The sequence below is a fragment of the Streptomyces sp. NPDC041970 genome, from assembly GCF_055588985.1.
Window position 1 is genome coordinate 39,573 of the sequence record NZ_JBVJCD010000009.1, and the last position, 24,832, is coordinate 64,404.

The following is a 24,832-nucleotide window of genomic DNA, read 5'->3' on the forward strand; positions in this document are numbered from 1 at the left end:
ATGAACGACCGCATGGTGTGGATCGACTGCGAGATGACCGGGCTCTCGTTGACGGATGACGCGCTCATCGAGGTGGCCGCCCTGGTCACCGACTCGGAGCTGAACGTGCTCGGCGAAGGGGTGGACATCGTGGTCCGCCCGCCGGACGCGGCCCTGGAGACCATGCCCGAGGTGGTGCGGCAGATGCACACCGCCTCGGGCCTGCTCGACGAGCTGGCCGGGGGCACCACCCTGGCCGACGCCGAGGAGCGGGTCCTGGCGTACGTCCGGGAGCACGTGAAGGAGCCGGGCAAGGCCCCGCTCTGCGGAAACTCGGTCGGCACCGACCGCGGGTTCCTGGCGCGGGACATGCGGGAGCTGGAGGGCTATCTCCACTACCGGATCGTGGACGTGTCCTCGGTCAAGGAGCTGGCCCGCCGCTGGTACCCCCGCGCGTACTTCAACAGCCCGGCCAAGAGCGGCAACCACCGGGCGCTGGCGGACATCCGCGAGTCCATCGCGGAGCTGCGCTACTACCGGGAGGCGGTCTTCGTCCCGCAGCCCGGCCCGGACTCGGAGCGCGCCAAGGAGATCGCGGCCCGCCACGTCATCCCGGCCACTCCGTAGAAACCCGCTGGTCACAGGGGTGCGAGCGCCCCTCGACCGGCTCGGGGAATCGGGGGCGCGAGCACCCTCCCGGACCCTGTACACTTTTTCTCGGCCGGTCGGAAACGACCGGACGACATGGTGGGTATAGCTCAGCTGGCAGAGCACCTGGTTGTGGTCCAGGATGTCGCGGGTTCAAGTCCCGTTACTCACCCTGATTGATCAAGGCCCGACCTGTGAGAACAGGTCGGGCCTTCTTCATGCCCGAAAGTCCTGGGAACCCCACGGCAGGAGGAAGTGCCGGTCCCGTGGCCCGCCCCGGCGAAGGCGAAGGCCCGGCCTGTGCGAACAGGCCGGGCCTTCGTCGTGTCCGGTGCCGCCGGTCAGAACTTGACGTCGGAGCAGGCGTAGAACGCGTTGCCCGTGTCCGCGATGGTCCAGACGCCGAGGATCAGGTGCTTGCCGGACTTCTGCGGCAGGTTGCCCGCGTGCGTGACCGTCGCTCCCGGCTGCCGGCCGCCGAAGGGCACCGTGAGGAAGGGCTGCGGGTCCAGGTCGGCGCGGGTGAGCGGCTTCGCGGGGTCGTAGCCGTCCTTGGTGACGTAGTACCGGAAGTCGGTCGTGGCGTGCCGGGCGGAGATCCGCCAGCGGAAGGTGTAGCTCTGCCCGGCGCTCACGGTGGAGGCGGGCCAGGCGCCGCCGCGGGGGTCGTCCAGCTCGGCGAAGCGCTGGTTGCCGCCCGCGCAGATCAGGCCGTCCTGGGGGCCGCGCGCCGGGAAGCCCTTGGGGCCTTCGACGCTCGGCGGCTCCCACTGGATCTGCCCGCAGTTGCGGACGGTCCCGTTGCCGCAGAGCTGCTGCCGGCTGACGGGGGCGTCGGTGTAGCCGTGGCTCTGCGCGCTGCCGGAGGTGGCGAGCAGCGAGACCCCCGCGACGCCGAGGCCGAGGAGTAAGGAGGTGATCTTCCTGCGCATGGTGTGCTCCTGATGTGGAGGGAGGGAGCTGCGGAACAAGGGGCCGGGCTCTTCGGATCCTTGGTCTAGACCAACATCAGGCTAGACCCGCCACTCGGTCATGTCCATACCAATGACGGGTGCGGAGAAGGGGCGGGGCGACGCCGCCGTCCCGTCCCTGCGAGGACGTGCTCGGGCCGGCCTGGGAGCCGCCTGGAGCGGCCGTCCGACGGGGAGGCCCATCGCCGCCGAGGGGCGCGCGACGGCGCGCTCCCGCCGCCCCCGCCCGCCCGTGTCACGCGGGCGGCTCCGCGGCCGGCGGCTGGAGCTTCACGCCCACGCCGCGCAGCGTGTGCAGATAGCGCGGGCGGGCGGCGGACTCGCCGAGTTTGCGGCGCAGCCAGGACAGGTGGACGTCGACGGTCCGGTCGTCACCGTAGGACTGCTGCCAGACCTCGGCCAGCAGCTCCCTGCGGGCGACGACCACGCCGGGGCGCCCCGCCAGGTAGGTCAGCAGGTCGAACTCCCGGCGCGTCAGGCCAAGTTCGGACCCGTCCAGGACCGCGCTGCGACGCAGCGGGTCGATGGCGAGGCCGCCGACCCGGATGACCCCGCACCGCGCCGCCTCGCCGCCGGCGGCCCGCGAGCGGCGCAGTACGGCGGCGATGCGCGCGGAGAGGTGCTCGACGGAGAACGGCTTGGGCAGGTAGTCGTCGGCGCCGTCGTTCAGCGCCCGGACGATCTCGCCCTCGTCGTCCCGCGCGGTGGCGACGATCACGGGGACGTCCGTGATGGACCGCAGCATCCTCAGCGTCTCGCGGCCGCCCAGGTCGGGCAGCCCCAGGTCGAGGACGACCACGTCGAACCGGAAGTGCGCCACCTCGCGCAGCGCGTCGAGCGCGGTGCCCACACTCCGTACCGTGTGGGAGGACTCGGTGAGGTGCCGGATGAGGGCGGAACGGGCGAACTGGTCGTCCTCCACCACGAGCACACGTGCCATGGGCGGCACCGTACGCCATGCCGCCCGGCCCGGAGCCGACCTCCCGGAAACCTCCCCGAACACCCGAAGTCCCCCTCCTCGCGGGCCCGGTGGGGACTCGCGCGCACCTCCGACGAAGGCGGCGCGGGTCGTCAGGAAGCGTCGAAGACGGAGGGCGGCGGCGCGGGGGACGGCTTGGCGGACGCGTCGGTGACGACGGCGGCGCCGCCGGTGAAGTCGGTGAGCGCCCGCCCGTGTTCGACGCGGCCGGGGTGCGGGTCGCTCGCCACGCGGCGGGTGAACTCCGCGACCGGCAGCGGCAGGGCCGAGGCGAGCAGGACCGCGTTGCCGAAGCGGCGGCCCCGCCACACCACCGGGTCGGCGGCCAGGGCCAGTTCGGGGAAGACGGCGGCGGCGGTGGCGACCTGGCCGCGCAGGTGGGCGAGCGGGGGCCCGTCCGCGAGGTTGGCGGCGTAGCTCCCGCCGGGCTTCAGGACCCGGCGCACCTCGGCGAGGAACGCGGCGGAGGTCAGGTGGGCCGGGGTGCGGGCCCCGTCGAACACGTCGGCTATGACGAGGTCGGCCCAGTCGTCCGGAAGCCTGCCGAGCCCCTCGCGGGCGTCCGCGGCGCGGACCCGGATACGGGCCTGCGGGTCCAACGGAAGGCTCTCGCGGACGAGTTGGACGAGAGGGGCGTCGACCTCGACGATCTGCTGGGTGGAGCGGGGGCGGGTCTCGGCGGCGTACCGGGCGAGCGTGAACGCGCCGCCGCCCAGGTGCAGGACGTGCAACGGCTGCTGCGGGGGTGCGACGAGGTCGATGACGTGGCCGAGCCGGCGCTGGTAGGCGAACGCGAGGTGCGCGGGGTCGCCGAGGTCCACGTGGGACTGCGGGGCCCCGTCGATGAGGAGCGTCCAACCCTGCGGACGCTCCCGGTCGGGCACGAGTTCGGCGAGCCCGCCGCCGACCGCCCGGGAGACCGGCTCCCGCTCGGCCCGGCCGGCGCTCCGGCCGCCCTGGCGTTCGGGCCGGCCCTTCTTCCGCGCGCCCCCGGCCGGTCCTCCTCGACGTGCCACGTTCACTGGTCCTTGCTGGTGGGGGGACCGGGTCGCCGGCCGCGGCGGAGGCGTTCCGCCCGTACGGCCATTATGGGCTCAGTGGCAGTTGTCGGCCGCCTCCAGCAGTTGGGCCGCCTGGTCGAGCGCGGCGCGGAGCGCGGCGGGGTCGGTGACCGGGGCGTCGTCGGCGGGCGGGAGCAGCCAGGCCGCGCCGGTGACCGGCGGCTCGGCGGGGACGCGCAGGCCGCGGCCCTCGGTCCGCGTACAGGCGCTTCCCGGTACGTCCCAGGCGTCGGCGGTGCCCGGTGGCACGAGGAAGCCGAGGGTGTCGCCCGTCCCGTCGTGCAGGACGGGGCCGACGGCGTCGTGGTGGGCCCCCCGCCGGAGGATGTCGACGGCCTCCAGGCCCTGCCGGGCGGGGACGGTGACGAGGTCGCAGGACGCCTCCCGCGGTTCCGGGCGCTGGCCGCCCGCCCGGATCGCGCGGGCCGCCGGGGGCACGGCGGCCGCCGGGGGCTTCGGGGTCCTCGTCGAGGGCGTCGCAGTGGTCGCGGCGGTCGTCCATGAACCGGTCTCCCTGCCGAGATGCAACAAGGGAACTTCTCCTCTCATCGCGAACGGAGCCGGACTCCGTCTCCACGGGGACCAACGCGGCGAGTGCGTCAAGGGCTACGGCCCCACACCGCCGCAAAGGGTGGCAGTTCATGGCGGATCAGAGGCGATACATCCCTTTTATAACGAAACGCTGCGTGTGCGTCTCGTCACAGCAGGTACGTTCTTGCTCCGCCGGGGGCACCGGGAAGCGGGTGCCCGGCCGCACCAGAGAGGGGCCGGCCATGGTGTCGACAGGGGCAGTTCCCAACCTCGCCTTCCGTCAACTGCGCGGCCAACGCTCCGCCGGGGAGTTCGCGGCGCTCGTGCGCAGGGCGGCGCGGGAGATCGGGGAGCAGGTCGCGTGCGACGCCCGCTACGTCGGACGCGTGGAGTCCGGGGAGATCCGCTGCCCCAACTACGCCTATGAACGGGTATTCCTGCACATGTTCCCCGGAACCTCCCTGACGGACCTCGGTTTCACGGCCCGCGAGAGCGTACGCGGAAGGGGCGCGCGCGCCGCGTCCGCGCCCCCGCCGGGGGAACCGCCGCCCGCGCGCCCCGGCGGCGGCCCGGACGGGCGCCGCACCGGCGTTCACGACGCCCAGGGAACCAACGCCATCGACGACACGGACGAGGAGAGCGACGTGCTGCGTCGCGTGTTCATGACGAGCGGCACCGCCACGGTGGCGGCCGCCTCACTGGGGTTCGGCGGAGCGACCGCGCTCGCCGACCCCGCCGCCCCGCCCCCGCCCCGCAGGGTCGGGGAGGCGGAGGTGAGCGCCGTCGAGGACGCCGTACGGCAGATCCGGCTGATGGACGACCGGCACGGCGCGGACGGGCTGTACCGGCGGGCCGCCCAGCCGCTGCGCGCCGTGTACGAGCTGCTGGACGCCGGGACCACCGCCCGGCGCGCCACCGCGAACCGGCTGCACGCGGGCGCGGGCGAGCTGACCATCTCGGTGGGCTGGCTGGCCCACGACTCGGGCCGCTTCGACGACGCCCGCTCGCACTACGCGGAGGCGCTGGCCACGGCCCGGCTGGCCGGGGACGCGGGGTTGGAGGCGCACGCGTTCTGCAACGCGTCGTTCCTGGCGCGGGACGCGGGGCGGCCTCGGGAGGCGTTGCGGGCGGCGGAGGCCGGGCAGCGGGCGGCCCGCGGGCTGGGGTCGCCCCGGTTGCTGGCGCTGCTCGCGCTGCGGGAGGCGGGGGGCCGGGCCGGGCTCGGGGACCGGGCCGGGTGCGACCTGGCGATCGGGCGGGCCCGCGCGGCGTTCGAGCAGGGGCCGGCGGCGGCCGATCCGGAGTGGATGAGCTTCTTCCGGGAGGCGGAGCTGGAGCTGCTGGAGGCGCAGTGCTGGTCGGCGCTGGGCGACTGGTCGCGGGCGGCCCGGCACGGGCGGCGGGCGACCGCGCTCCAGGACGCGCACTTCACCCGGAACCTGGCGCTCTACCGGGCCCAGCTCACGGGCGACCTGGCCCGCGCGGGCCGGGCGGACGAGGCGGCGGCCACCGGCCACCAGGTGCTGGACCTGCTGTCACGGGTCCGCTCCTCCCGCATCCGGGGGATGCTCGCGGAGGCGGCCCGCGTGCTGGCGTCCCGCGGCGGGGCGGCCCCGGTCACCGCGTTCCTGGCCCGGCACCGGGAGTCGTCCCCCGCCGGATGAGGGACCGGGCGGCGGTGGGCCGCCGCCGGACGAAGGGGCGCCGTCGAAGGCGCCCCGCCCACGGGGCGGCTGCCACCGGGAGCCCGCCGCCCACGGGGCGCCGGGCGCTCGCGCCGGAAGGCCGCCGAGCGCCCCCCGGCGGAAGGCCCTCGCGCCGCCCGCCCCGTCCATCGGGGCCCTACCGCTCCAGGTGGCCCGTGTCGTTCCAGCGCTCCACGGCCGGCATCCCGTACGCCCATCCCAGCACCGACAGGGACGTCGGCTCCAGGCGGATGCGGGCGCCGAAGGACAGGTCCTCGCCCAGCCAGCGCGCCGCCAGCGCGCGCAGGATGTGGCCGTGGGCGAAGACGAGGACGTCCCGGTCGGCCGAGCGCGCCCACTCCACGACCTCGTCGGCGCGGGCGGCGACCCGTGCGGGCGACTCCCCGTCCGGCACCCCGTCGCGCCAGATCAGCCAGTCGGGGCGGTCCGCCTTGATCTGGGCCGGGGTCAGGCCCTCGTACGCCCCGTAGTCCCACTCCATCAGCGCGTCCCACGGCTCGGCCCGCTCCCCGAACCCCGCGATCGCGCAGGTCTCCGCGGCCCGGACCAGCGGGCTGGTGCGGATCTCCACGCCGGGGAGCCCCGCCCAGGGGTCCCGGTGCAGCCGCTCGCCGAGCAGCGCCGCGCCCTCGCGGCCGGTGTCCAGGAGCGGGATGTCCGTCCTGCCGGTGTGGTTGCCCCGGACGGACCACTGGGTCTGGCCGTGCCGGGCGAGCAGGATGCGCGGTGCCATGTCGGAGCTCTCCCTGGAACGCTGGTGCTGGGCCCTCCATCATCCCGTACCCCCCATCCTGGCAACCCTCCGGGCCGTGGCGGCGTCCCTTCCTGAGCAGCCTCCCGCCACCGGCCCCGGCCCGGCGGGACGGTCTGCGCACGGGATGTCCGGAAGGGGGCCCCGGAGGGTTCGGCGGCCCCACTCCGCCGTACGGTTGAACGCTCGCCGTCGGCCGCATGAACATGGGGAGAGCCACCGGATGCCGCACGCCACCGCCCTGTCCCCGACCGGCCACCGCCCCCGCTGGTGGACGGAGCTGCCGCTGATCGCGGTGGTGTACGCCCTGTACTCGGCCGGCCGGCTCCTGGTGCGGGGCGACGTGTCGACGGCCGTCGACCACGGCCTGGCGATCCTGCGGCTGGAGCAGGCCCTCCACCTGAACGCCGAACACCCGCTGAACCGTCTCTTCACCAGCACCCCCTCGCTCGGGATACCCGCCGACTTCGCGTACGCCTCCCTGCACTACGCGGTCACCCCGGCCGTCCTCGTCTGGATGTTCCGGCGCAGGTCGGCGGCGTACCGGGCGGCCCGCGTGTGGCTCATGAACGCGACCCTGCTGGGGCTCGTCGGCTTCACGCTGATGCCGACCTGCCCGCCCCGGCTGCTGGACGCGGGCCACGGCTTCGTCGACACGATGGCCCAGTACAGCGCCTACGGCTGGTGGGGCGAGGGCGCGAGCGCCCCGCGCGGGCTGAGCGGGATGACCAACCAGTACGCGGCGATGCCGAGCCTGCACGTCGGCTGGTCGGTCTGGTGCGGAATCCTGCTGTGGCGGCACGGCCGCCACCCCCTCGTGCGGGCGGCGGGGGTCGCCTATCCGCTGCTCACCGCGGTCGTCGTGATGGGCACCGCCAACCACTACTTCCTGGACGCCGTCGCGGGCGCGGCGGTGATGGGGCTCGGGGCCCTGCTGACCAGGCCCGCCATGCGGTTGGCCGACCGGTGCAAGGAGGGGGTCGGGGCCCGGTCCGCGTCGGTCCCGGCGGGCCGCCCCGCGGGCGGCGGCAGCCCGGCCGCAGCGGCCGTTTCCCCGAATGTCAGTGCCGGGTGCGAGACTTCGGCGGGTGAGCGAATCCCCGGCCAGCGGACCTCCTCCGCAGATCCCCCCGGCACGGCAGTCGGCGACCCGGCGGCCGGAAGCGCCGCGGCCGCCAGCGACGACGCTCCGGCAGCGGCTCGCTGAGCTGCGCGGCCCCTCCGTCCAGCCGCATCCGCTGGACGCCCGCGCCCTCGCCGCCCTCGCCGCCAACCCCGGCTGCAAGCGCCGGGCCCTGCTCGACGGCGCCGGGGTGGACAAGGGCGTGCTGGCCACCGCGCTCGGCTCCCCCGCCCCCTTCGGGCAGTCCCAGTTCGCCTTCATGCGGGGCAACGCGTTCGAGGCGCGGGTCAAGGCCGACGGCGGCGCGGAGCTGCTGCGCCTGCTGTACGAGCGCCTCGGCGACGGCGCCCCCGCCCCGGCCGGGGACGCGGCCACCCCCGATCTGAGCGCCGCCGGCCCCGAGGGCCGGGCCGCGCGCACCGCGCTCGCGCTGCGGGAGGTCACGGCGGCGGGCGCGTGGGCCCTGCTGGACCACCCGATGCTCGCCCTGGAGGTGGCGGGCTCCCCCGCCTATCTGGAGCCGGACGCGGTGGTGGTGCACCCCGACGGCCGGTGGACGGTGATCGAGATCAAGTCGTTCCCGATGATCGACGCGTCCGCCGACGCCGCGAAGGTCGGGGCGGCCGCCCGGCAGGCCGCGGTGTACGTGCTGGCGCTGGAGCGGGTGGCGGCGGTCACCGAGGGCGCGGAGGTCGGGCACCGGGTCCTGCTGGTCTGCCCCAAGGACTTCTCCAACCTGCCGACCGCCTCCGTCGTGGACGTACGCAAGCAGCGTGCCGTCACCCGCCGCCAGTTGACGCGGCTGACGCGCATCGAGGACATCGCGGCGGCCCTGCCCGAGGGGACCACGTTCGACCCGGCGTGCCCGCCCGCCGAGCTGGACGCCGCCGTCGGCTCGGTGGCCGCCGCCTACGCCCCGGAGTGCCTGGCCGCCTGCGAGCTGGCCTTCCACTGCCGGGCGAAGTCCCGCGCCGAGGGGGCCGTGGAGAGCCTCGGCCGGAGCGTGCGCGGCGAGCTGGGCGGACTGACGACGGTCGCCGGGGTGCTGGCGGCCGCGGCCGGCAAGGAGGGCGACCCCGCCGACCCGACCGTCGCCGCGCTGCGCCGGGCGGCCGCGCTGCGCGCCGAGGCGCTGGAGGGGGCGGCCGCATGTCGCTGATCACCACCCTCGCCCGGTTGGAGGCCGTCGACTCGGGCCGCGCCCAGCCGCTGGCGACCGTCCGCCACCGCCACGTCGCCGACCGGCCCCTCGTGCTGGTGCCGCTGACCACCGCCGGTGAGGCCGGGGCCCCGCTGGGGGCGCTGGTCGGCACCGACCGGGAGGCGCCCCGGCTGCTGGCCGTCGCCCAGCCGCGCGACCGCGACCTGCGGTTCGCGTTCCTGGCGGAGCTGGCGGAGGCCGTCCTTCCGCACATCGAGGCGTACGCGGACGTCGTCGAGCCCGCCGAGCGCAACGAGACCGACCCGGCCACCGGCAAGAAGACCAAAGTCGAGGTCGAGCTGTGCGCGGACGCGCCCCAGCTCGTCGTGCCGAGCCGGGCGGGCGTCGAGTTCGTCCGGCTGCTCGGCCGGTCCATGCGCTTCCGGCGCACCGCCGAGGACGACCCGGACACCCCCTACCCGGCCCCGGCGCGGGTCCCGCTGCTCGGCCGCTGGCTGACGCACTACGGGGAGCGGGCCCGTGTCCCCGGCTCCTCGCTGCTGCTCGCCGCCACGGACCTGCTGAACCGGCACTGGGCGACCGGGCAGAGCAGTCTGGAGGACCAGCACCTGGGCGCGCTGCTCGCCTGGATCGACCCCCCGGAGGACTCCTCGGGGGCCGAGGCGGCGCTCCGGGCGGAGCTGGCCCGCGACCAGGAGGGCCAGTTGCTGTGCCCGCCGGCCGGTCCGGCCACCGACCCGGCGTTCGACAACCGGCGCCTCGCCCCCGCGATCGAGCGGTACGACCGGGCGCGCACGGCGCTCGCGGCGGCCGAGGACGGGCTCGCGGCGGACGCCCGCCTCGGCGAGCTGAGCGGTGCCGAGCGCGAGATCCGCGCCCTGCTGGCCGGGGTGATGCTGCCGACCTGGGACGCGGTCTGGCGGGGTCTCGACCTGCTGCGGGAGCTGCCGGAGGGTGCCAGGGTCGAGGACCGCTGGCGCCGGGACCGCTGGTCGTTCACCGGCCACCGGGACCGGGTGCGTTCGGGCGAGCCCCCGCAGCCGCGCCGCGACGACGCGGTGACGGCCGCGCAGAAGTTGGCGTCGCGGGAGACGGCCCAGGCCCAGTTGGAGGCCCAGGAGGCGCTGGACGACCCGCTGGTGCTGGCGGGCCGCCGGCTCGCGGGCGAGGCGTTCGTGGCCGAGGTGACCGGGGTGGAGATGGCGTACACCGAGTCCAAGCGGCCCTCCCCGCGCCCGCTGGTCACGGTCCGCACCGACGAGCGTCCGCACCTGGGCGAGCGGACCAGGGTCTACCGCTCGCTGGAGGGCCGACCGCAGACGGCGGAGTTCGTGGCGTACGGGGACGAGCCCGCCGGGGAGGGGGAGATCCGGCTGGTGCTGCGCGTCCTGGACCGGATGGGCCGGGGCAGGGAGCCCGCGCCCGGTTCGGTGCCGGAGCCGGGCGAGCGGATCGCCTGGACCCTGTTCGAGCACGACCAGCGCGGCGGCCCGAAGCTGCCGGACCCGGAGGAGACGCCGTGGACCCACGGCGGCCCGCCGGGCGCGGACGCCGTCCGCGCCGAGCACCCCGACCCCGTGACCCCCGAGGACCTGCTGTGACCGCCACCGGCTGGGGAGGACCCGCTGTGACCCCGACCCCCCGTCTCCCCGAGGGCCCGCGGTGAGCGCCGTCCTCGACCCCGGCGCGGCGGCGGCGCGGGCGACCGGCGCGATCCTGGACGACACGTTGCGCGGCACCGCCCGCGGGGTCGTCGTGGACTCCCCGCCGGGCGCGGGCAAGTCGACGCTGGTGGTCCGCGCCGCGCTGGAGCTGGCCGCCGCCGGGCGGCCGCTGATGGTGGTCGCCCAGACCAACGCCCAGGTCGACGACCTGGTGGTGCGGCTGGCGGAGAAGGAGCCGGAGCTGCCGGTGGGCCGGCTGCACAGCAGCGACTCCGATCCGTACGACAAGGTCCTGGACGGCCTGGACAACGTGGTGAAGTCGGCGAAGGCGGCGGATCTGGCCGGGCTGGACGTGGTGATCTCGACGGCCGCCAAGTGGGCGCACGTCAAGAACGTGGAGCCGTGGGGGCACGCGATCGTCGACGAGGCGTACCAGATGCGCTCGGACGCGCTGCTGGCCGTGGCCGGGCTGTTCGAGCGGGCGCTGTTCGTCGGGGACCCCGGCCAGTTGGACCCGTTCTCGATCGTGGGCGCGGACCAGTGGGCGGGGCTGAGCTACGACCCGTCGGCGAGCGCGGTGTCCACGCTGCTGGCGCACAATCCGGAGCTGCCGCAGCACCGGCTGCCGGTCTCCTGGCGGCTGCCGGCCTCGGCGGCCCCGCTGGTGTCGGACGCGTTCTACCCGTACACCCCCTTCCGCAGCGGTACGGACCACGGGGACCGGCGGCTCTCGTTCGGCGTCGCGTCGGACGGGTCGGGGCCGGACCGGGTGCTGGACGAGGCGGCGGAGACCGGGTGGGGGCTGCTGGAGCTGCCGGCCCGGCACACTCCGCGCACGGACCCGGAGGCGGTACGGGCGGTGGCGCTGGTGGTCCGGCGGCTGCTGGACCGGGGCGGCGCCGCGACGAGCGAGCGGGCCGAGGGGCCGGTGCCGGTGACGGCGGACCGGGTCGCCGTGGGCACGGCCCACCGGGACCAGGCGGCGGCGGTCCGGGCGGCCCTCGCGGAGCTGGGCGTGGTGGGCGTGGCGGTGGACACGGCCAACCGGCTCCAGGGCCGGGAGTTCGACGTGACGGTGGTCCTGCACCCCTTGTCGGGCCGCCCGGACGCGACCGCGTTCCATCTGGAGACGGGCCGGCTGTGCGTGCTGGCCTCGCGCCACCGGCACGCCTGCGTCGTGGTGTGCCGGGCGGGCGTGGCGGACCTGCTGGACGAGCACCCGTCCACGGAGCCGGTCCAACTGGGCGTCACGGTCAAGTTCCCGGACGGCTGGGAGGCCAACCACGCGGTGCTGGCGCACCTCGCGGAGCGGCGGGTGTCCTGGCGGCCGTGACGCGACGCGGGGGTGCGCTGCGGGAGGCGGACGCGGCGGCCGGTCGCCGCGGCCGTGCGCGCGACGGTGGCGACACCGCCGCACCCGCTCGGGCGGCCCCTCGTGCCGGCGGGCCCCCGCCGGTCCGTGACGCGTGCGGCGGTCCCCTTGCGCGGGGGCGGACAATGGAGGGTGGCCGTCCGGGCCATCGGAGGAAGGAACGTCCATGACACAGTCCGAGCGGAACGAACGGCAGCGGCTGCGCCCCGCGCCCCTGCTCTTCGACCCGTCTCAGGCGGCGGCCGATCCGGAGCACTTCTTCGACCTGGAGTCGATGGAGGACCCCCGCGAGCTGCTGGCCCGCGCGACCGAGCTGACCCAGGCGTTCCGGGCGGCGACGGACCGGTCGGTGGAGTTCCAGGCGATGGCGGCGGCCCAGCTCGCCGATCCGCGCCGCTTCGACCGGCTGACGGCGGCGGACGTGGCGGAGCGCGCGCAGTGGACCGAGGACTACGCGAAGAAGATGATCGAGTTCGGCCGGTCGTTGCTGGACGCCCCCCGTACGTGACGCGACGCCGGTCCGACCGCCGGTGCGGCCTTCGTGCGCCGCACCGGTCCCGGCGGCGGCTCCCCCGCACGCCGCACCGGCTGCGGCAGCCTCCGTACGCCGCGCCGGTCCCGACCCCGACGGCTCATCCGTACACCGGGCCGGTCCCGCCGGCAGCTCACCGGTACGCCGCACCGGCCCGTTCGCCGGGGCCGCTCGGTTCGCCACCGGCGGCGTGCTGCACCCCCTCGCGCACCGGCCCGGTCGCCGGGCCGCACCCGTACCCCGTACCGGTCGTGGCCTCGGCATCCCTCCGTGCGCCCCCCGTACGTGACGCCCACCGGCCCCGACGCCGGGGCCTCCCCCCTCGCGTCCACCGGGCGTGCGCGCCCGGCGTGCGCCGGGCGGTCAGGGCGTCAGCGCAGTCCCGTGGCATATTCAGCCGGGCAAGATACTCCTCCGGTTCCCTCCCTGTCCGAGTTTTCGACGACTCTGGGGAACTCCTTCGTCACTCCCGGTAGAACGTTCTCCATGAGCGCATGGCTGAAAGACGAAACGACCCTTCGGGCCGGTGCCGCCGCGTACCACGGCGTCGACATCTTCGCCCTGCTGCGGGACCAGACCGGACAGCAGGCGGCCGCCCAGGTCACCGCTGACGGCGCCGCCTGGCTGGCGGGGGCCACGGCCTATCCGCGCAGCACGCTCGCCCAGTGGCGGGAGCGTCCCGGTGCGCCCGGAGTGCTGCCCTGCGGGTCCGCCTTCGACGTCGTCAGCGCGCCCGCGCTCTTCGGCCGCCAGATGCTGGAGCAGCTCTGGGCGGAGGGCCCCGGTTCCGGTCCGGTGGCCTCGCACCGGGGGCGGATGCTGCTGTTCGCGGCCCCCGGAACCGCCCAGCGGCTGCCCTCGCTGCTCGCCTGGGAGGAGTGGGGGACCGGGGGGCCGCAGGACGGCGGGGCGAGGCGGGTCGCCGCGCCGCCCCTGCTCTGCCACGGCACCGGTGACGCCGTGACCGTACCGCCGCTGACCTGTGCGTCTGCGGACGGGGGGCCGCGCTGGCTGGTCGCCCCGGACACCCGATGTCCATGGCTTCCCGGCCCCGACGTCCTGCTCTGGGCCTGTGTGCGGGCGAGCCGGTCGGCGGCTTCGCGGAGCGGCGGGCAGACGATTTTTCCTCGGGCGGACCAGGGTGCTAATGTCTACGACGTCAGCAGGCGCCGTTAGCTCAGTTGGTTAGAGCAGCTGACTCTTAATCAGCGGGTCCGGGGTTCGAGTCCCTGACGGCGCACCGACGGAAGAAGCCCCTCGCGCGAGCGGGGGGCTTCTTCGTGTGCGGGGACCGTTCAGACGCCGGTGGTGACGCGGACCGTCCAGGAGCCGGAGGGGGTGCGGTCGGCCACCTCGACGCGGGTGCGGTCGCCGGGCACGGTGAGGGTCTCCCCGACCTCGAGCGGGGCGTCGGCGAGCGGCGGGTAGACCGAGCGGCCCCAGCAGGCGCCGGTCTCCGGATGGGCGTCCACCACCTCGACGGGGCCGCCGCCGGAGGCCGCCCCGCTGCGGACGCGGTAGATCAGGATCCCCTCGGCGCAGGTGTCCCGGTCGTTCCCGGTGGCGCCGCGGGCCTCGATGGCGAGGGCGCTGTCGACGCCGGTGCGGACGACGGCGAGCCGGGTGCCCATCGACGCGCCGGGCAGGGGGGCGGCGGCGATCGGCTCCAGGGTCAGGTCGGCCGAGCCCCGCACGCAGACGATCTGCCGGCCGCCGAGCCAGCCCAGCTTCCACTTGTGCCAGCCGAAGAGGTCCGGGGCGAGCCCGAACTGGCTGCCCATGACGTCCCAGTCGCCGACGTGGGTGTCCCAGTCGCCCTTGCCGTCGGCGGGCCGGCGGTAGAGGTCGGCGAGGTCGAAGACGTGGCCGGTCTCGTGGGCGAGGACGTTGCGGTCCGGCGGGTGCCGCTCGAAGACGGTCACCACCCGCCGGATGTCGGCGCCGTCCGCGCGCAGCGGCCGTTCGAAGTTGACGACCTTGGTGGCGTCGGAGTCGACGCCGGGGGCGTCCGGGTCGGCCACCAGGTAGACGATGTCGTACGCGGAGAAGTCGACCTCCGGGTCGGCGGCGGCGATGGCGTCGCGCAGGTACGCGGTGCGCCGCTCGGGGTCCCAGTCGCGCGCTATGCCGTACGCGGACGAGTCGCGCGGCATGGGCGTCCAGCCGGGCCGGGGGTGGGCGCGCAGGGTGAACGCGCCGTAGCTGGCGCGTTCGAAGAAGCGGGTGGTGGAGGGGAAGTGGTCGGCGGCCAGCTCCGCGGGGGTGAGGACGGGCGCGGAGTCGGGGAAGGACAGGAAGACCATGACCGCGTCGAGGCCGCGGCCGGGGCGCGGGTAGGCCGTGTTCCAGGTGTCCAGGCCGACCGAGTGGTGCGCCGCCGTCCGCGGCAGGGCGCACGGCGCGGCGTCGCCCTCCGGGGCTGCCGCGGCGGGGCCCGCGACGAGGGAGGTGGCGGCGAGCGCCAGGAGGGAGGTCGCGGTGGCCGCCAGACTGCGCAGCGTCGACCGGTCCGCTTCTCCGGGTCCGCGACGGCACGGCACATCGACCTCCGGGTGGGGACGCGGGGTATCACGTCCACCCTGGGCCGGTCGGCGCCGGTGCGCCCTGTTGTGCTGCCCCACTCGGGTCAGCGGCCCCACCCGGTCGTGGCGCCCGACTCGGGTGGGCGGGCTCGTGCCGCCGTACCGCCCGGTCCCGGTGGGCTCGTGCCGCCCGCACCGCCCGGCTCGGGTGGGCGACCCGGTGCCGCCGTACCGCCCGGTCCAGGTGGCCCCCACCCCGCCGTACCGCTCGGCTCGGGTGGGCGGGCCGGCTCCGAGACGCCGCCGCGCTCCGGTGGGGCGGGCTCGTGCCGCCGTACCGCTCGACTCCGGTGGGCGACCCCGTATCGACGCGTCGCACCGCCACGCTCATATGTACGGGCCACCTTCCCCCATACCTTCACAGAGCGTCACTAACGATCAGTCCCGCACTCCGTTGCAACAGATTCACGCAGAAACGATCAGCCTCGGGCAAAGCGGAATTCCTCGCCCCGCCCCCTCGGGTGCTCCACGGAGGCTTGTACCGGACCATGAGCTGGAACGGCCGACGCGCCACCCTCTATGCTTCACCACGCTTTCCCGCGTGGCACGGGCCCCTCCACGGGTTCGCCACCCGGTGGCCTGTCCGACCCCATCTGTTCACGACGATCTTCACAGCGGGAGCGAGCGGTGAGCGGAACCTCCGAAGGGCCGAGGGTCCCGGCAGGCACGGCCTCCGGCGCACCCCCCGCGCCGGTCACGGAGCGTCATGCGCTCCCCGGCGGCGGCGAGCCGGGGAGGGCGGGTGCGGAGGGGCTTGATCCGGCCGAATTGCGCGATTACCGGGCCGCGTTCAACGCCGCCACGCTCGCCATGGCCGTCGTCGACGGCCGCGGCAGGATCCTGCGGGCCAACGAGGCGTTCGGCGGGCTTCTGGGCGCTTCGGCGGAGGCCCTCGTCGAGCAGCAGGCGTGCGAGCTGTTCGACCTCGCCTCGGACGAGCGGACCTGGCTCGGGTACCGCGAGGTGCTCCAGGGCCGCCGCTCCCGGTTCCGCTGCACCCGCCGCGTCAAGCACCCCGACGGGCGCTGCCTGTGGGCGGAGGTCACCGTCGTGCCGATGACCGGGACCTCGCCGGCGGAGCCCGCGCGGGTCCTGCTCACGGTCGCGGACGTCAGCGACCGGCGCGAGCTCCAGGAGCGGCTGCGCCACCTCCAGATGCACGACCCGGTCACCCGGCTGCCCAACCGGACGCTGTTCTTCGAGCGCCTGGCCTCGGTCCTGGAGACCCCGCCCTACCAGGACGACTCGCTGCCGCCCCGGCGGCGCCGCCGGATCGGGCTCTGCTACCTGGACCTGGACGGCTTCAAGGCGATCAACGACACCCTGGGCCACCGGACCGGGGACCGGCTGCTGGCCGCCGTCGCCGCCCGGCTCACCGAGTGCGCCGACGGCGACGCCACGCACACCCCCGGCGGCAGCAGGCTGGTGGCGCGGCTGGGGGGCGACGAGTTCGCGATCCTGGTCGAGGACTCGGCCGGCACGCAGGAGCTGACCGATCTGGCCCGCGCGGTCCTGTCGGCCCTCCAGCAGCCGTTCGACCTGGCCGGGCAGCGGCTCTCGGTCTCCGCCTCGATCGGGGTGGTCGAGCGGGCCGCGGCGGGCACCTCGCCCACCGGTCTCATGCAGGCGGCCGACACCACGCTGTACTGGGCGAAGGCGGACGGCAAGGCGCGCTGGACCCTGTTCGACCCCGAGCGCAACGCCCACCGCATGACCCGGCAGTCCCTCTCCTCCACGCTCCGGCCCGCCGTGGAGCGCGGTGAGTTCACGCTGGAGTACCAGCCGCTGGTCGGGATGGCGGACGGGGTGCTGCGCGGCGTCGAGGCGCTGGTGCGCTGGAACCACCCGCAGTTCGGGGTGTTGTCGCCGAATCGGTTCGTCGGCATCGCCGAGGAGGACGGCTCCATCGTGCAGCTCGGCCGCTGGGTCCTGCGCACCGCCTGCCGGCAGGCGCGGCGGTGGCAGCTCGACCATCCGGACGAGCCGCCGCTGTTCATCAGCGTCAACGTCGCCGTACGCCAGGTCTGGGACTCCGACCTCGTCGCGGACGTGGGCCGCATCCTGGCCGAGACGGAGCTGGACCCCGGACTGCTCCAGTTGGAGCTGACCGAGTCCGCGGTGATGGGCTCGGGCGGCCGTCCGCTGCGCGCCCTCCAGGCGCTCAGCGACATGGGGGTGCGGATCGCCATCGACGACTTCGGCACCGGGTACTCCAACCTCGCCTACCTCAGCCGGCTGCCCGTCTCCGTGCTGAAGCTGGACGGGGCCTTCGTGCGGGGCTTCCGGTACGAGGACGGCGCACACCCGAGCCCGGCCGACGAGACGATCGTGGAGGCCATGGTGCAGCTCGCGCACCGGCTCGGGCTGACCGTCACCGCGGAGTGCGTGGAGACGGCCGGGCAGGCGGAGCGGTTGCGGCGGATCGGCTGCGACACCGGTCAGGGGTGGCTGTACTCGCGGGCCGTCACCCCGGACCGGATCGCCGGGCTGATCGGGTCCCGCCCCCTGGAGGGCTGACCGGGGCCCGGCCGGCCGCCGGCGCCCCGGACGACGGGCCGGGGCCCGCCCCTCACGCGGCGGGCAGTCCGTACGCGTCCGCGATCAGGTCGTAGCTGCGCAGCCGCGCCTCGCCGCCGTGCGCGTTGGCGGTGATCATGAGCTCGTCGGCCCCGGTCCGCTTGGCCAGGTCGTCCAGGCCGGAGCGGACCTCGTCGGCGGTGCCGTGGATCACGTTGGAGAGCCAACTGTCGACGAACTCCCGCTCCATCGGGCTGAACGCGTACGCCTCCGCCTCCTCCGGGCTCGGGATGAGCCCCGGACGGCCGCTGCGCAGCCGGAGCATGGACAGCGCGCCGGTCATCACCTGGCGGCGTGCCTCGCGCTCGTCGTCGGCGGCCAGCGCCGACGCCCCGATCAGGGCGTACGGGGCGTCGAGCACGGCGGACGGGCGGAAGGAGGACCGGTACAGCTCCAGCGCCGGGATGGTGTTCTGCGCGGAGAAGTGGTGCGCGAAGGCGAAGGGCAGGCCGAGCGTGGCGGCCAGCCGGGCGCTGAAGCCGGAGGAGCCCAGCAGCCAGACGGGCGGCCGGTGGGCGGACTGGACGCCTCCGGGGGCGGTGGCCTGGGAGGGGCCGGGCACGGCGTGGATACGCGCGTACGGGTGCCCGTCCGGGAAGTCGTCGTCCAGGAAGCGCAGCAGCTCCGCGAGCTGCTGCGGGAAGTCGTCGGCCCCCTCGTTGAGCCGGTCCGTGCGGCGCAGGGCCGCCGCCGTCGCGCCGTCGGTGCCCGGGGCCCGGCCGAGGCCGAGGTCGATCCGGCCCGGAGCCATCGCCTCCAGGGTGCCGAACTGCTCCGCGATCACCAGCGGGGCGTGGTTGGGCAGCATCACGCCGCCGGAGCCCAGCCGGATGCGCTCGGTGTGCGCGGCGACGTGCGCGAGGATCACGGCCGGGGACGACGAGGCGACGCCGGGCATGGAGTGGTGCTCGGCCACCCAGTAGCGGTGGAAGCCCCGGCTCTCGGTGAGCTTCGCGATGTCCACGGCGGTGCGCAGGGCCTGGGTCGCGGTACGGCCCCGCCCCACGGTGACGAGGTCGAGGACGGAGAGCGGCACGGGGGCCGTTCCGACCGCGGCGCCCCGGATCCCGTCCTCGTCCGCCCGGTCGTCCCTCGCGTCGCCGCGGGCCTCCTGGCCTCGGATGTCGTCCACGTGCCGGTTCCTCCTGGTGCTGTCGTCCGTAACGGAGCGGTACAACAGGAGGATGACTCCGCTTATTCCCCGGCCCGACGCGGGCGGGCCGGGGCGGACGGGCCGGCGCGGGCGGACCCGGCGCGGTCAGGCCGAAGCGGCGCGGCGGGCGGGCCCGGCTGCCCTCGCCCCGCTCAGCGCAGGCGGCCCCGGCGAGAGAGGTCCAGTGCGCGAACGGCTCAGCTCGGAGGACCCGGCGCGCGGACGACCCGGCGCGGACGGCCCGGCGCGCGGACCCCCAGGCCCGGCACAGACGCCCGGCGCGGGCGGCGGGCCCGCAGGAAGCCTCCGGTACGGCCAGCGCGCGGACGGCCCGGCGCGGACGGCCCGGCGCGCGGACCCCCAGGCCCGGCGCAGGCAGCCCGGCGCGGGCGTGGACGCGGGCGCGGGCCCGCAGGAAGCCTCCCGTACAGCACAGCACAGCACAGCACAGCACAGCACGGCGCGACGCGGCGCGGCGCGGTGGCGCGGGGGCTACTCGCGCACCTCGATGCCCTTCGGCTCCAGCAGTCCGAGCACCGGCTCCCGGTGCGAGAACAGGGTGCCGAGCGCGGGGGCCCACGTACGCCGGTCGGCGAGGCGCAGCCCCTCCCACACCGTGACCTGGTTCGCCGTGAGGACCGGCTTGCCCAGAGCCTCCTCCAGCTCGGGGAGGAACGCCGCCGTGTGCAGGGACGCGCCCGGAATCAGGACCGTTTCCGCCTCCCGGTCGTCGGCCTCCCGCGCCAGCAGCGTCACCCGCTCCGGCTCCCAGGACCCGGCCTCGGCCGAGGAGAGGGCGTCGCCGGACGCGGCGGCCACCACCTCGACGCCCGCCGACGCCAGGAAGTCCGCGAACAGCCCGGTGACGTCCTCGGGGTAGGGCGAGGCGATAGCGACGCGCCGGGCGCCCAGCTCCCGTACGGCGTGGACGAAGCCGATGGAGGCGCTGGAGGCGGGCAGCCCCGCCGACCGGGCCAGCGTGGCGGCCTGCTCGCGGGCGCCGTCCCAGCCGAACGGGAAGCTCCCGCCGGTGGAGGCCCAGACCAGCGCCTCGGCCCCCGCCAGGCGCAGCTCCTCGACGCCCTCGGCGATCCGGCCGGGCGCGCCCCGCTCCCGCAGCGCGTCGAGCCGGTGGGCGTCCTCGCCGGGGTCGGCGGTGTACAGGGGGAGCCGGATGTCGGTGTCGAGCAGGATCTCGATCCGCGGGAAGTCGTCCTCGGCGGCGTGGCTGGGGGAGAGAAGTCCTACGGTCGTCATGTCCACCCTTCCTGTGCGTCGACGGCCTGCCGCGCCGTGCCGCCCCTCTGCGGGTGCGGCGCCTCTCCGGACGGACCGGCGGAGGCCGTGACCGCGCGACCGGCCACTCTTGCCCCGACTTGTTCCCAGTATTCCCCCGCCGGGCCCGCGGCGTCGGATGCGGGAGCGGGGCTGCCGGGAGGGCACGCGGTCGGGTGACCGCCGCACGGCCCCGCCGCCACCGACGCCCCGGCCCGGCCCGACCGCCCGCAGGCGTGCGCACGACCGAGCCGGAAGCCGCCTGACACGCCGTCATGATCCTTTGATGCAGGGGCATTCGGGCCGTGAGCCGCCCGTCGTGGAGTACGGGAACGTCACCTTCCGGCCACCGTTCGGTCACATGCCCCGGCTTCCCGCATAGACGTACGGGATCGGGCAGGCATCTCCCCCTGTCCGGACTGTTCGACCTCCAGGAGACTGCGAACATGGCTGCATTCCCGAACCTGTCCCGCCGGGGTTTCCTCCACCGATCGGCGGCCGTCGGCGGCCTTCTCGCCGCCCCCGGCCTGCTCAGCGCGTGCAGCAAGGCCGATTCCGGCGCCGTGAGCGGCGAGGGCGCCCTGGAAGCGCTCCGCAAGCAGGGTTTCGTCCGGGTGGCGTACGCGAACGAGGCCCCGTACGGCTATCGGGAGGGCGAGGAGCTGAAGGGCGAGGCCCCGACCCTGCACCGGGAGATCTTCACGGCCCTCGGGGTCGAGGAGCTGCGGCCGACGCTCTCGGAGTGGGACGGGCTGATACCGGGGCTCCAGGCCGGGAAGTACGACGTGGTCAGCGCGGGCATGGCCATCACCCCCGAGCGCTGCGGCAACGCGCTCTTCTCCGAGCCCGAGTTCGTCTCGCCCACCGCGCTGATGGTGCGCGGGGGCAACCCGCGGAAGGTCACCGACCTCGCCTCCGCCAAGGCGGCGGGGATCACGGTCGGCGTGATGTCGGGCGCGGTGGAGGGCTCGTACGCCAAGGGCGCGGGCATCCCCGAGGACAGGATCACGACCGTGCAGAAGCCGCAGGACGGGGCCGACGCGGTCAAGGGCGGCCGGATCGACGCCTTCCTGCTCACGGCCATCTCGCTGCGCTGGCTCGCGCGGACCAACCCGGAGACCGAGGTCACCGAGGCGTTCGTGCCGGAGCTGGACGGGAAGAAGCAGTTCTCCCCCGGCGGTGCGGTGTTCCGCAAGGGCAACGAGGACCTGCGGGACGCCTTCAACCGCGAGTTGAAGAAGATCGTGTCGGACCGGTCGCGCTATGTGGGGCTGCTGCGGGAGTACGGGTTCGGGGAGAGCGAGATCCCGCCCGCCACGCTGAGGACGGCGGATCTGTGTGCCGGCTGACGGGGCGGACACCCGTATGAGCGACTTCTTCTCCACCCTCGTGGACGAACTGCCGCAGGTCCGGGCCGGGTTGTGGGTGACCTTGGAGGCCACGGCCCTGGGCGCGCTGCTGGCCCTGGCCCTGGCCTTCGCGCTCGGCCTGGCCGCCGGCAGCCGGCTCCTGCCGGTCCGCGCCCTCTCCCGCGTCGTCGTGGAGTTCTTCCGGGGCACCTCCCTCTACGTCCAGTTGTTCTGGTTCTTCTACGCGATGCCGCTGCTGACCGGCTACGAGCTGACGCCGCTGGCCTGCGGCGTGGTCGCGTTCGGCCTCAACTTCGGCGCGTACGGCGCGGAGGTGGTGCGCGGAGCGGTCAACTCCGTGCCGCGCGGCCAGTACGAGGCGGCGGTCGCGCTCAACCTCAGTCCGTCCAGGCGGTTGTGGAAGGTGATCCTGCCGCAGGCGTGGGTGCAGATGATCCCCCCGCTCACCAACCTGCTGATCCAGTTGCTGAAGGCGACCCCGCTGCTGTGGCTGATCTCGGCCGCCGACCTGATGACGGTGGTCCAGCAACTGCGCGACCGCACCGGCGCGACCGTCCCGGCCTATCTGACGCTGCTGGCCGCCTACTTCGTCCTGGCGTACGCGCTGACGCTGCTGATGAACCTGCTGGAGCGCAGGGCCAAGCGGCGGCTCGGCCTGGAGACCGGCGCGCGGAGCCTGTTCAGGAGCCGCAGCGCGACGACGACCGCCGCGGGAGGCGCCCGGTGAACGGCTTCGACTGGAACGCCGTCGGGGAGTCCCTGCCCCTCGTGCTCGAAGGGTTCCGGGTCACCCTGCTGGCCACCGTGCTCGGCACCCTGCTGGCGGCCGTGCTGGGGCTCGCCGTCGCGGTGGCCGGGCGCGCCCCGAGCCGTTTCGTGACCGTCCCCGTGCGGGCCCTCGTGGAGTTCGTCCGCTCCACCCCGCTGCTCGTCCAACTGGTCGGCGCGGCAGCTCTGTTCAGCTCGGTGGAGCCGCTGGTCATCGGGATCGCGGTGCTGGGCGCGCACTACGCCGCGTACACCTCCGAGGTCTACCGGGCCGGGATCGACGGCGTGCCGAAGGGCCAGTGGGAGGCGTGCCGCGCGCTGTCGCTGCCGCCCCGGCGGGCCTGGCGGGCGGTGATCCTGCCGCAGGCGGTGCGCTCGGTGCTGCCCGCCCTCGGCAACTACGCGGTCTCGATGTTCAAGGAGACCCCGTTCCTCGCCGTGATCACGGTGCAGGAGATGGTCTTCGAGGCCCGGAAGTACGGGGCCGAGCACTTCGCGTACACCGAGGTGTTCACCCTCGCGGGCCTGGTCTTCCTGGTCGCGAGCTATCCGACGTCGCTGTTGATGAGAAGGCTGGAGAAGCGCCTTGGCCACTGACCGCTCCCCTCTGCGCAAGACGCCGGCCCCGGCCCCCGAGGACGCGGCCGGGGGCTCGGGCGAGCCGCTGGTGCGGTTCGACCGGGTCGTGAAGCGCTACGGCGACCACGTGGTCCTGGACGAGCTGGACTTCACCGTCGACCGGGGCGAGCACGTCACCCTCATCGGGCCCAGCGGCTCGGGCAAGACGACGATCCTGCGGCTGCTGATGACGCTGGAGCGGGTCAGCAGCGGGGTGATCTGGGTGGACGGCTCCCCGCTGACCCATGTGCGCGCCCCGGACGGCTCGCTGAGGCCCGCCGGGGAGAAGCGGCTGCGGGAGTCCCGGAAGAAGATCGGGATGGTCTTCCAGCAGTTCAACCTCTTCCCCAACATGAAGGTGCTCCAGAACATCACCGAGGCCCCCGTCAGCGTGCTGGGCCGCGACCGCGAGGAGGCGGAGGTCCGGGCCCGCGAGCTGCTGGACCTGGTCGGGCTCTCCGCGAAGGTCGACGCCCACCCCTCCCAGCTCTCCGGGGGCCAGCAGCAGCGGGTCGCCATCGCCCGCGCCCTGGCCATGGAGCCGGAGATCCTGCTCCTGGACGAGGTGACCTCGGCGCTCGACCCGGAGCTGGTGGCGGGCGTGCTGGACCTGCTGGCGGACATCGCGCGGAACACCGGCATCACCCTGGTCTGCGTGACCCACGAGATGCGCTTCGCCCGCGACGTCTCCCGGAAGGTCCTGATGTTCGACGCGGGCCGGGTGGTGGAGGCCGGCTCCCCGGAGAAGATCTTCACCGACCCGTCCCACCCGCGCACGCGCGCGTTCCTCGACGCGGTGCTGTGACCCGGTGCCGCCTGCCGGCCCATGGCCGTGGCATATGCCTGCCGGGTGTGCTCCGGTGCCGGCGCCGGAGCGCGCCCGCCCGGTCGCCCTCCGGCCCCCCGCGCACGGGTTCCGGCCGCTATCGTGGGTGTGCGCTTGCGGTCACGACCTGGCAGGGGGACACCGTGACGTTGAAGCCCGAGCCGACCGCACCGCTCTCCTCGGTGCGGCACGCCCTGCGCGTGCTGGAAACGGTCTCCCGGCACGGCGTCGGTGTGGCCGGCGCCCAGATCTCCCGCGAGACGGGCCTGCCCGCGCACGACCTCGGCCCCCTGCTCCTGACGCTGCGCCGCGAGGGGTGCGTGGAGCAGGTCGGCGAGGGCGCGTACGTCATCGGCGCCACGCTCCTGCGGCTCGGTTCCGGGCCGGGCCGCCGCCAGGCGCTGGCGGACCGGCTCCAGTACGCGCTGGGCGAACTGCGCGACGCGGTCGGCGCGGCGGTCTACCTCGCCCGGTACGCGGACGGCGAGGTCCGCGTCGACGAGGTGGCGGACGGCCCGCTCACCCCGGCGGTCAACGAGTGGGTGGACTTCCGCTCCTCCGCGCACGCCAGCGCGGCCGGCAAGTGCCTGCTGGCCCAGCTCGACCACGACGGCCGGCGCGATCACCTCTCCCGGCACCGCACGGTCCGGCTCACCTCGCGGACCGTCACCGACGAGAGGACGCTCTTCTCCCAGTTGGACGCCCGCGCCGCCGCGGCCCCGGTGTTCGACCTCCAGGAGTACGCGGTGGGCACCGTCTGCGCGGCCGTGCCGCTGACGGCCGGGTCCTTCACGGGCTGCCTCGCCCTGTCGCTGCCGGTCCAGGAGGCGCACCGGCTGCGGGCGGCGGCCGAGACGCTGAGCCGCCGGGCGGCGCCGGTGCTGCTGTCGCTGGCGCTGTAGGACCGGGCAGGCGCGGGGTCTCGGGGCGCGTGTCATCAGCACCCCCGGAGACCAGGTATTATTTTCGAGTCAGCAGGCGCCGTTAGCTCAGTTGGTTAGAGCAGCTGACTCTTAATCAGCGGGTCCGGGGTTCGAGTCCCTGACGGCGCACGACACCCAGTGGGCGGTCTCCTTCGCGGAGACCGCCCACTGTGCTGTACGGGCTCCGGGGGGGGGGGGGGGGGGTGGGGGGGGGAAGGGGGGGGGGGGGTAGGGGGGGGGTTTAGGGGGGGTCGGGGCCCG

22 protein-coding genes and 3 tRNA genes are annotated in these 24,832 nt (G+C 75.1%); 17 read left to right on the top strand and 8 right to left on the bottom strand.

Features of this window, described 5'->3' with window-relative positions:
- Together orn and ACZ6EJ_RS07370 are read left to right on the top strand one after the other, a co-directional pair.
- Complete coding sequence (gene orn / locus ACZ6EJ_RS07365) at nt 1-606, top strand: oligoribonuclease (protein WP_469265177.1); 606 nt, start codon at nt 1-3, stop codon at nt 604-606.
- A gap of 120 nt (nt 607-726) precedes the next feature.
- Nucleotides 727-799: transfer RNA gene (locus ACZ6EJ_RS07370), tRNA-His, on the top strand.
- Between the two features lie 169 nt (nt 800-968).
- Here ACZ6EJ_RS07370 and ACZ6EJ_RS07375 read toward each other — a convergent pair.
- The 4 genes from ACZ6EJ_RS07375 to ACZ6EJ_RS07390 form a co-directional block, all read right to left on the bottom strand.
- A complete protein-coding gene (locus ACZ6EJ_RS07375) occupies nt 969-1,559 on the bottom strand; it encodes a lytic polysaccharide monooxygenase auxiliary activity family 9 protein (protein WP_469265178.1) in 591 nt (196 codons plus the stop codon).
- A 274-nt stretch (nt 1,560-1,833) separates the two neighbouring features.
- The gene (locus ACZ6EJ_RS07380) at nt 1,834-2,538 is read right to left on the bottom strand and encodes a response regulator transcription factor (RefSeq protein WP_469265179.1); all 705 of its coding nucleotides are present in this window, start codon (nt 2,536-2,538) and stop codon (nt 1,834-1,836) included.
- Nucleotides 2,539-2,669: 131 nt separating this feature from the next.
- Nucleotides 2,670-3,593, bottom strand: coding sequence for a spermidine synthase (locus ACZ6EJ_RS07385; protein WP_469265180.1), 924 nt, complete (start codon nt 3,591-3,593; stop codon nt 2,670-2,672).
- 78 nt (nt 3,594-3,671) lie between these two features.
- On the bottom strand, nt 3,672-4,169 hold the full coding sequence (locus ACZ6EJ_RS07390) for a hypothetical protein (protein ID WP_469265181.1): 498 nt from the start codon (nt 4,167-4,169) through the stop codon (nt 3,672-3,674).
- 242 nt (nt 4,170-4,411) lie between these two features.
- Here ACZ6EJ_RS07390 and ACZ6EJ_RS07395 point away from each other — a divergent pair, with 242 nt between their 5' ends.
- Nucleotides 4,412-5,833, top strand: a complete 1,422-nt coding sequence (locus tag ACZ6EJ_RS07395; RefSeq protein WP_469265182.1) for a tetratricopeptide repeat protein — start codon at nt 4,412-4,414, stop codon at nt 5,831-5,833.
- Nucleotides 5,834-6,011: 178 nt separating this feature from the next.
- Here the strand turns inward: ACZ6EJ_RS07395 and ACZ6EJ_RS07400 are convergent, their stop codons facing one another.
- Complete coding sequence (locus ACZ6EJ_RS07400) at nt 6,012-6,608, bottom strand: histidine phosphatase family protein (RefSeq protein ID WP_469265183.1); 597 nt, start codon at nt 6,606-6,608, stop codon at nt 6,012-6,014.
- A gap of 241 nt (nt 6,609-6,849) precedes the next feature.
- Here ACZ6EJ_RS07400 and ACZ6EJ_RS07405 point away from each other — a divergent pair, with 241 nt between their 5' ends.
- The 7 genes from ACZ6EJ_RS07405 to ACZ6EJ_RS07435 all read left to right on the top strand — a co-directional run bounded on the left by ACZ6EJ_RS07405 (nt 6,850) and on the right by ACZ6EJ_RS07435 (nt 13,719).
- Complete coding sequence (locus ACZ6EJ_RS07405; protein ID WP_469265184.1) at nt 6,850-7,833, top strand: phosphatase PAP2 family protein; 984 nt, start codon at nt 6,850-6,852, stop codon at nt 7,831-7,833.
- Nucleotides 7,715-8,908, top strand: a complete 1,194-nt coding sequence (locus ACZ6EJ_RS07410) for a hypothetical protein (protein WP_469265185.1) — start codon at nt 7,715-7,717, stop codon at nt 8,906-8,908. The genes ACZ6EJ_RS07405 and ACZ6EJ_RS07410 overlap by 119 nt, the downstream gene beginning before the upstream one ends.
- Nucleotides 8,899-10,512, top strand: coding sequence for a hypothetical protein (locus ACZ6EJ_RS07415; RefSeq protein ID WP_469265186.1), 1,614 nt, complete (start codon nt 8,899-8,901; stop codon nt 10,510-10,512). Before ACZ6EJ_RS07410 ends, ACZ6EJ_RS07415 begins: the two co-directional genes overlap by 10 nt.
- Before the next feature lie 61 nt (nt 10,513-10,573).
- Nucleotides 10,574-11,908 (top strand): AAA domain-containing protein, encoded by a 1,335-nt coding sequence (locus ACZ6EJ_RS07420; RefSeq protein ID WP_469265187.1) that lies wholly within the window; start codon nt 10,574-10,576, stop codon nt 11,906-11,908.
- A gap of 205 nt (nt 11,909-12,113) precedes the next feature.
- Complete coding sequence (locus tag ACZ6EJ_RS07425) at nt 12,114-12,455, top strand: hypothetical protein (RefSeq protein ID WP_469265188.1); 342 nt, start codon at nt 12,114-12,116, stop codon at nt 12,453-12,455.
- Nucleotides 12,456-12,965: 510 nt separating this feature from the next.
- A complete protein-coding gene (locus ACZ6EJ_RS07430) occupies nt 12,966-13,655 on the top strand; it encodes a bifunctional DNA primase/polymerase (protein WP_469265189.1) in 690 nt (229 codons plus the stop codon).
- Nucleotides 13,646-13,719, top strand: a tRNA-Lys gene (locus ACZ6EJ_RS07435). The genes ACZ6EJ_RS07430 and ACZ6EJ_RS07435 overlap by 10 nt, the downstream gene beginning before the upstream one ends.
- Nucleotides 13,720-13,774: 55 nt before the next feature.
- Here ACZ6EJ_RS07435 and ACZ6EJ_RS07440 read toward each other — a convergent pair.
- On the bottom strand, nt 13,775-15,019 hold the full coding sequence (locus ACZ6EJ_RS07440) for a M6 family metalloprotease domain-containing protein (RefSeq protein ID WP_469265190.1): 1,245 nt from the start codon (nt 15,017-15,019) through the stop codon (nt 13,775-13,777).
- A gap of 669 nt (nt 15,020-15,688) precedes the next feature.
- Here ACZ6EJ_RS07440 and ACZ6EJ_RS07445 point away from each other — a divergent pair.
- The gene (locus tag ACZ6EJ_RS07445; protein ID WP_469265191.1) at nt 15,689-17,578 is read left to right on the top strand and encodes a putative bifunctional diguanylate cyclase/phosphodiesterase; all 1,890 of its coding nucleotides are present in this window, start codon (nt 15,689-15,691) and stop codon (nt 17,576-17,578) included.
- Nucleotides 17,579-17,630: 52 nt separating this feature from the next.
- Here the strand turns inward: ACZ6EJ_RS07445 and ACZ6EJ_RS07450 are convergent, their stop codons facing one another.
- Both ACZ6EJ_RS07450 and ACZ6EJ_RS07455 read right to left on the bottom strand, forming a co-directional pair.
- Nucleotides 17,631-18,770 carry an LLM class flavin-dependent oxidoreductase gene (locus ACZ6EJ_RS07450; RefSeq protein ID WP_469265192.1) on the bottom strand — a complete coding sequence of 380 codons (1,140 nt, stop codon included), beginning with the start codon at nt 18,768-18,770 and terminating at the stop codon, nt 17,631-17,633.
- Between the two features lie 513 nt (nt 18,771-19,283).
- Nucleotides 19,284-20,048: a maleate cis-trans isomerase family protein gene (locus ACZ6EJ_RS07455; protein ID WP_469265193.1), complete on the bottom strand. Its 765-nt coding sequence runs from the start codon at nt 20,046-20,048 to the stop codon at nt 19,284-19,286.
- Between the two features lie 464 nt (nt 20,049-20,512).
- Here ACZ6EJ_RS07455 and ehuB point away from each other — a divergent pair, with 464 nt between their 5' ends.
- The 6 genes from ehuB to ACZ6EJ_RS07485 all read left to right on the top strand — a co-directional run bounded on the left by ehuB (nt 20,513) and on the right by ACZ6EJ_RS07485 (nt 24,700).
- Nucleotides 20,513-21,415: an ectoine/hydroxyectoine ABC transporter substrate-binding protein EhuB gene (ehuB, locus tag ACZ6EJ_RS07460; protein ID WP_469265194.1), complete on the top strand. Its 903-nt coding sequence runs from the start codon at nt 20,513-20,515 to the stop codon at nt 21,413-21,415.
- Nucleotides 21,416-21,431: 16 nt separating this feature from the next.
- Nucleotides 21,432-22,163 (top strand): ectoine/hydroxyectoine ABC transporter permease subunit EhuC, encoded by a 732-nt coding sequence (gene ehuC, locus ACZ6EJ_RS07465; protein ID WP_469265195.1) that lies wholly within the window; start codon nt 21,432-21,434, stop codon nt 22,161-22,163.
- Nucleotides 22,160-22,801 (top strand): ectoine/hydroxyectoine ABC transporter permease subunit EhuD, encoded by a 642-nt coding sequence (gene ehuD, locus ACZ6EJ_RS07470; RefSeq protein WP_469265196.1) that lies wholly within the window; start codon nt 22,160-22,162, stop codon nt 22,799-22,801. The genes ehuC and ehuD overlap by 4 nt, the downstream gene beginning before the upstream one ends.
- Entirely contained in the window at nt 22,791-23,627 is an 837-nt protein-coding gene (gene ehuA, locus ACZ6EJ_RS07475; protein ID WP_469265197.1) for an ectoine/hydroxyectoine ABC transporter ATP-binding protein EhuA, read from the top strand. The genes ehuD and ehuA overlap by 11 nt, the downstream gene beginning before the upstream one ends.
- Nucleotides 23,628-23,791: 164 nt before the next feature.
- Complete coding sequence (locus ACZ6EJ_RS07480) at nt 23,792-24,550, top strand: IclR family transcriptional regulator (protein ID WP_469265198.1); 759 nt, start codon at nt 23,792-23,794, stop codon at nt 24,548-24,550.
- 76 nt (nt 24,551-24,626) lie between these two features.
- A tRNA-Lys gene (locus tag ACZ6EJ_RS07485) sits at nt 24,627-24,700 on the top strand.
- The last annotated feature ends 132 nt before the right edge of the window (nt 24,701-24,832 follow it).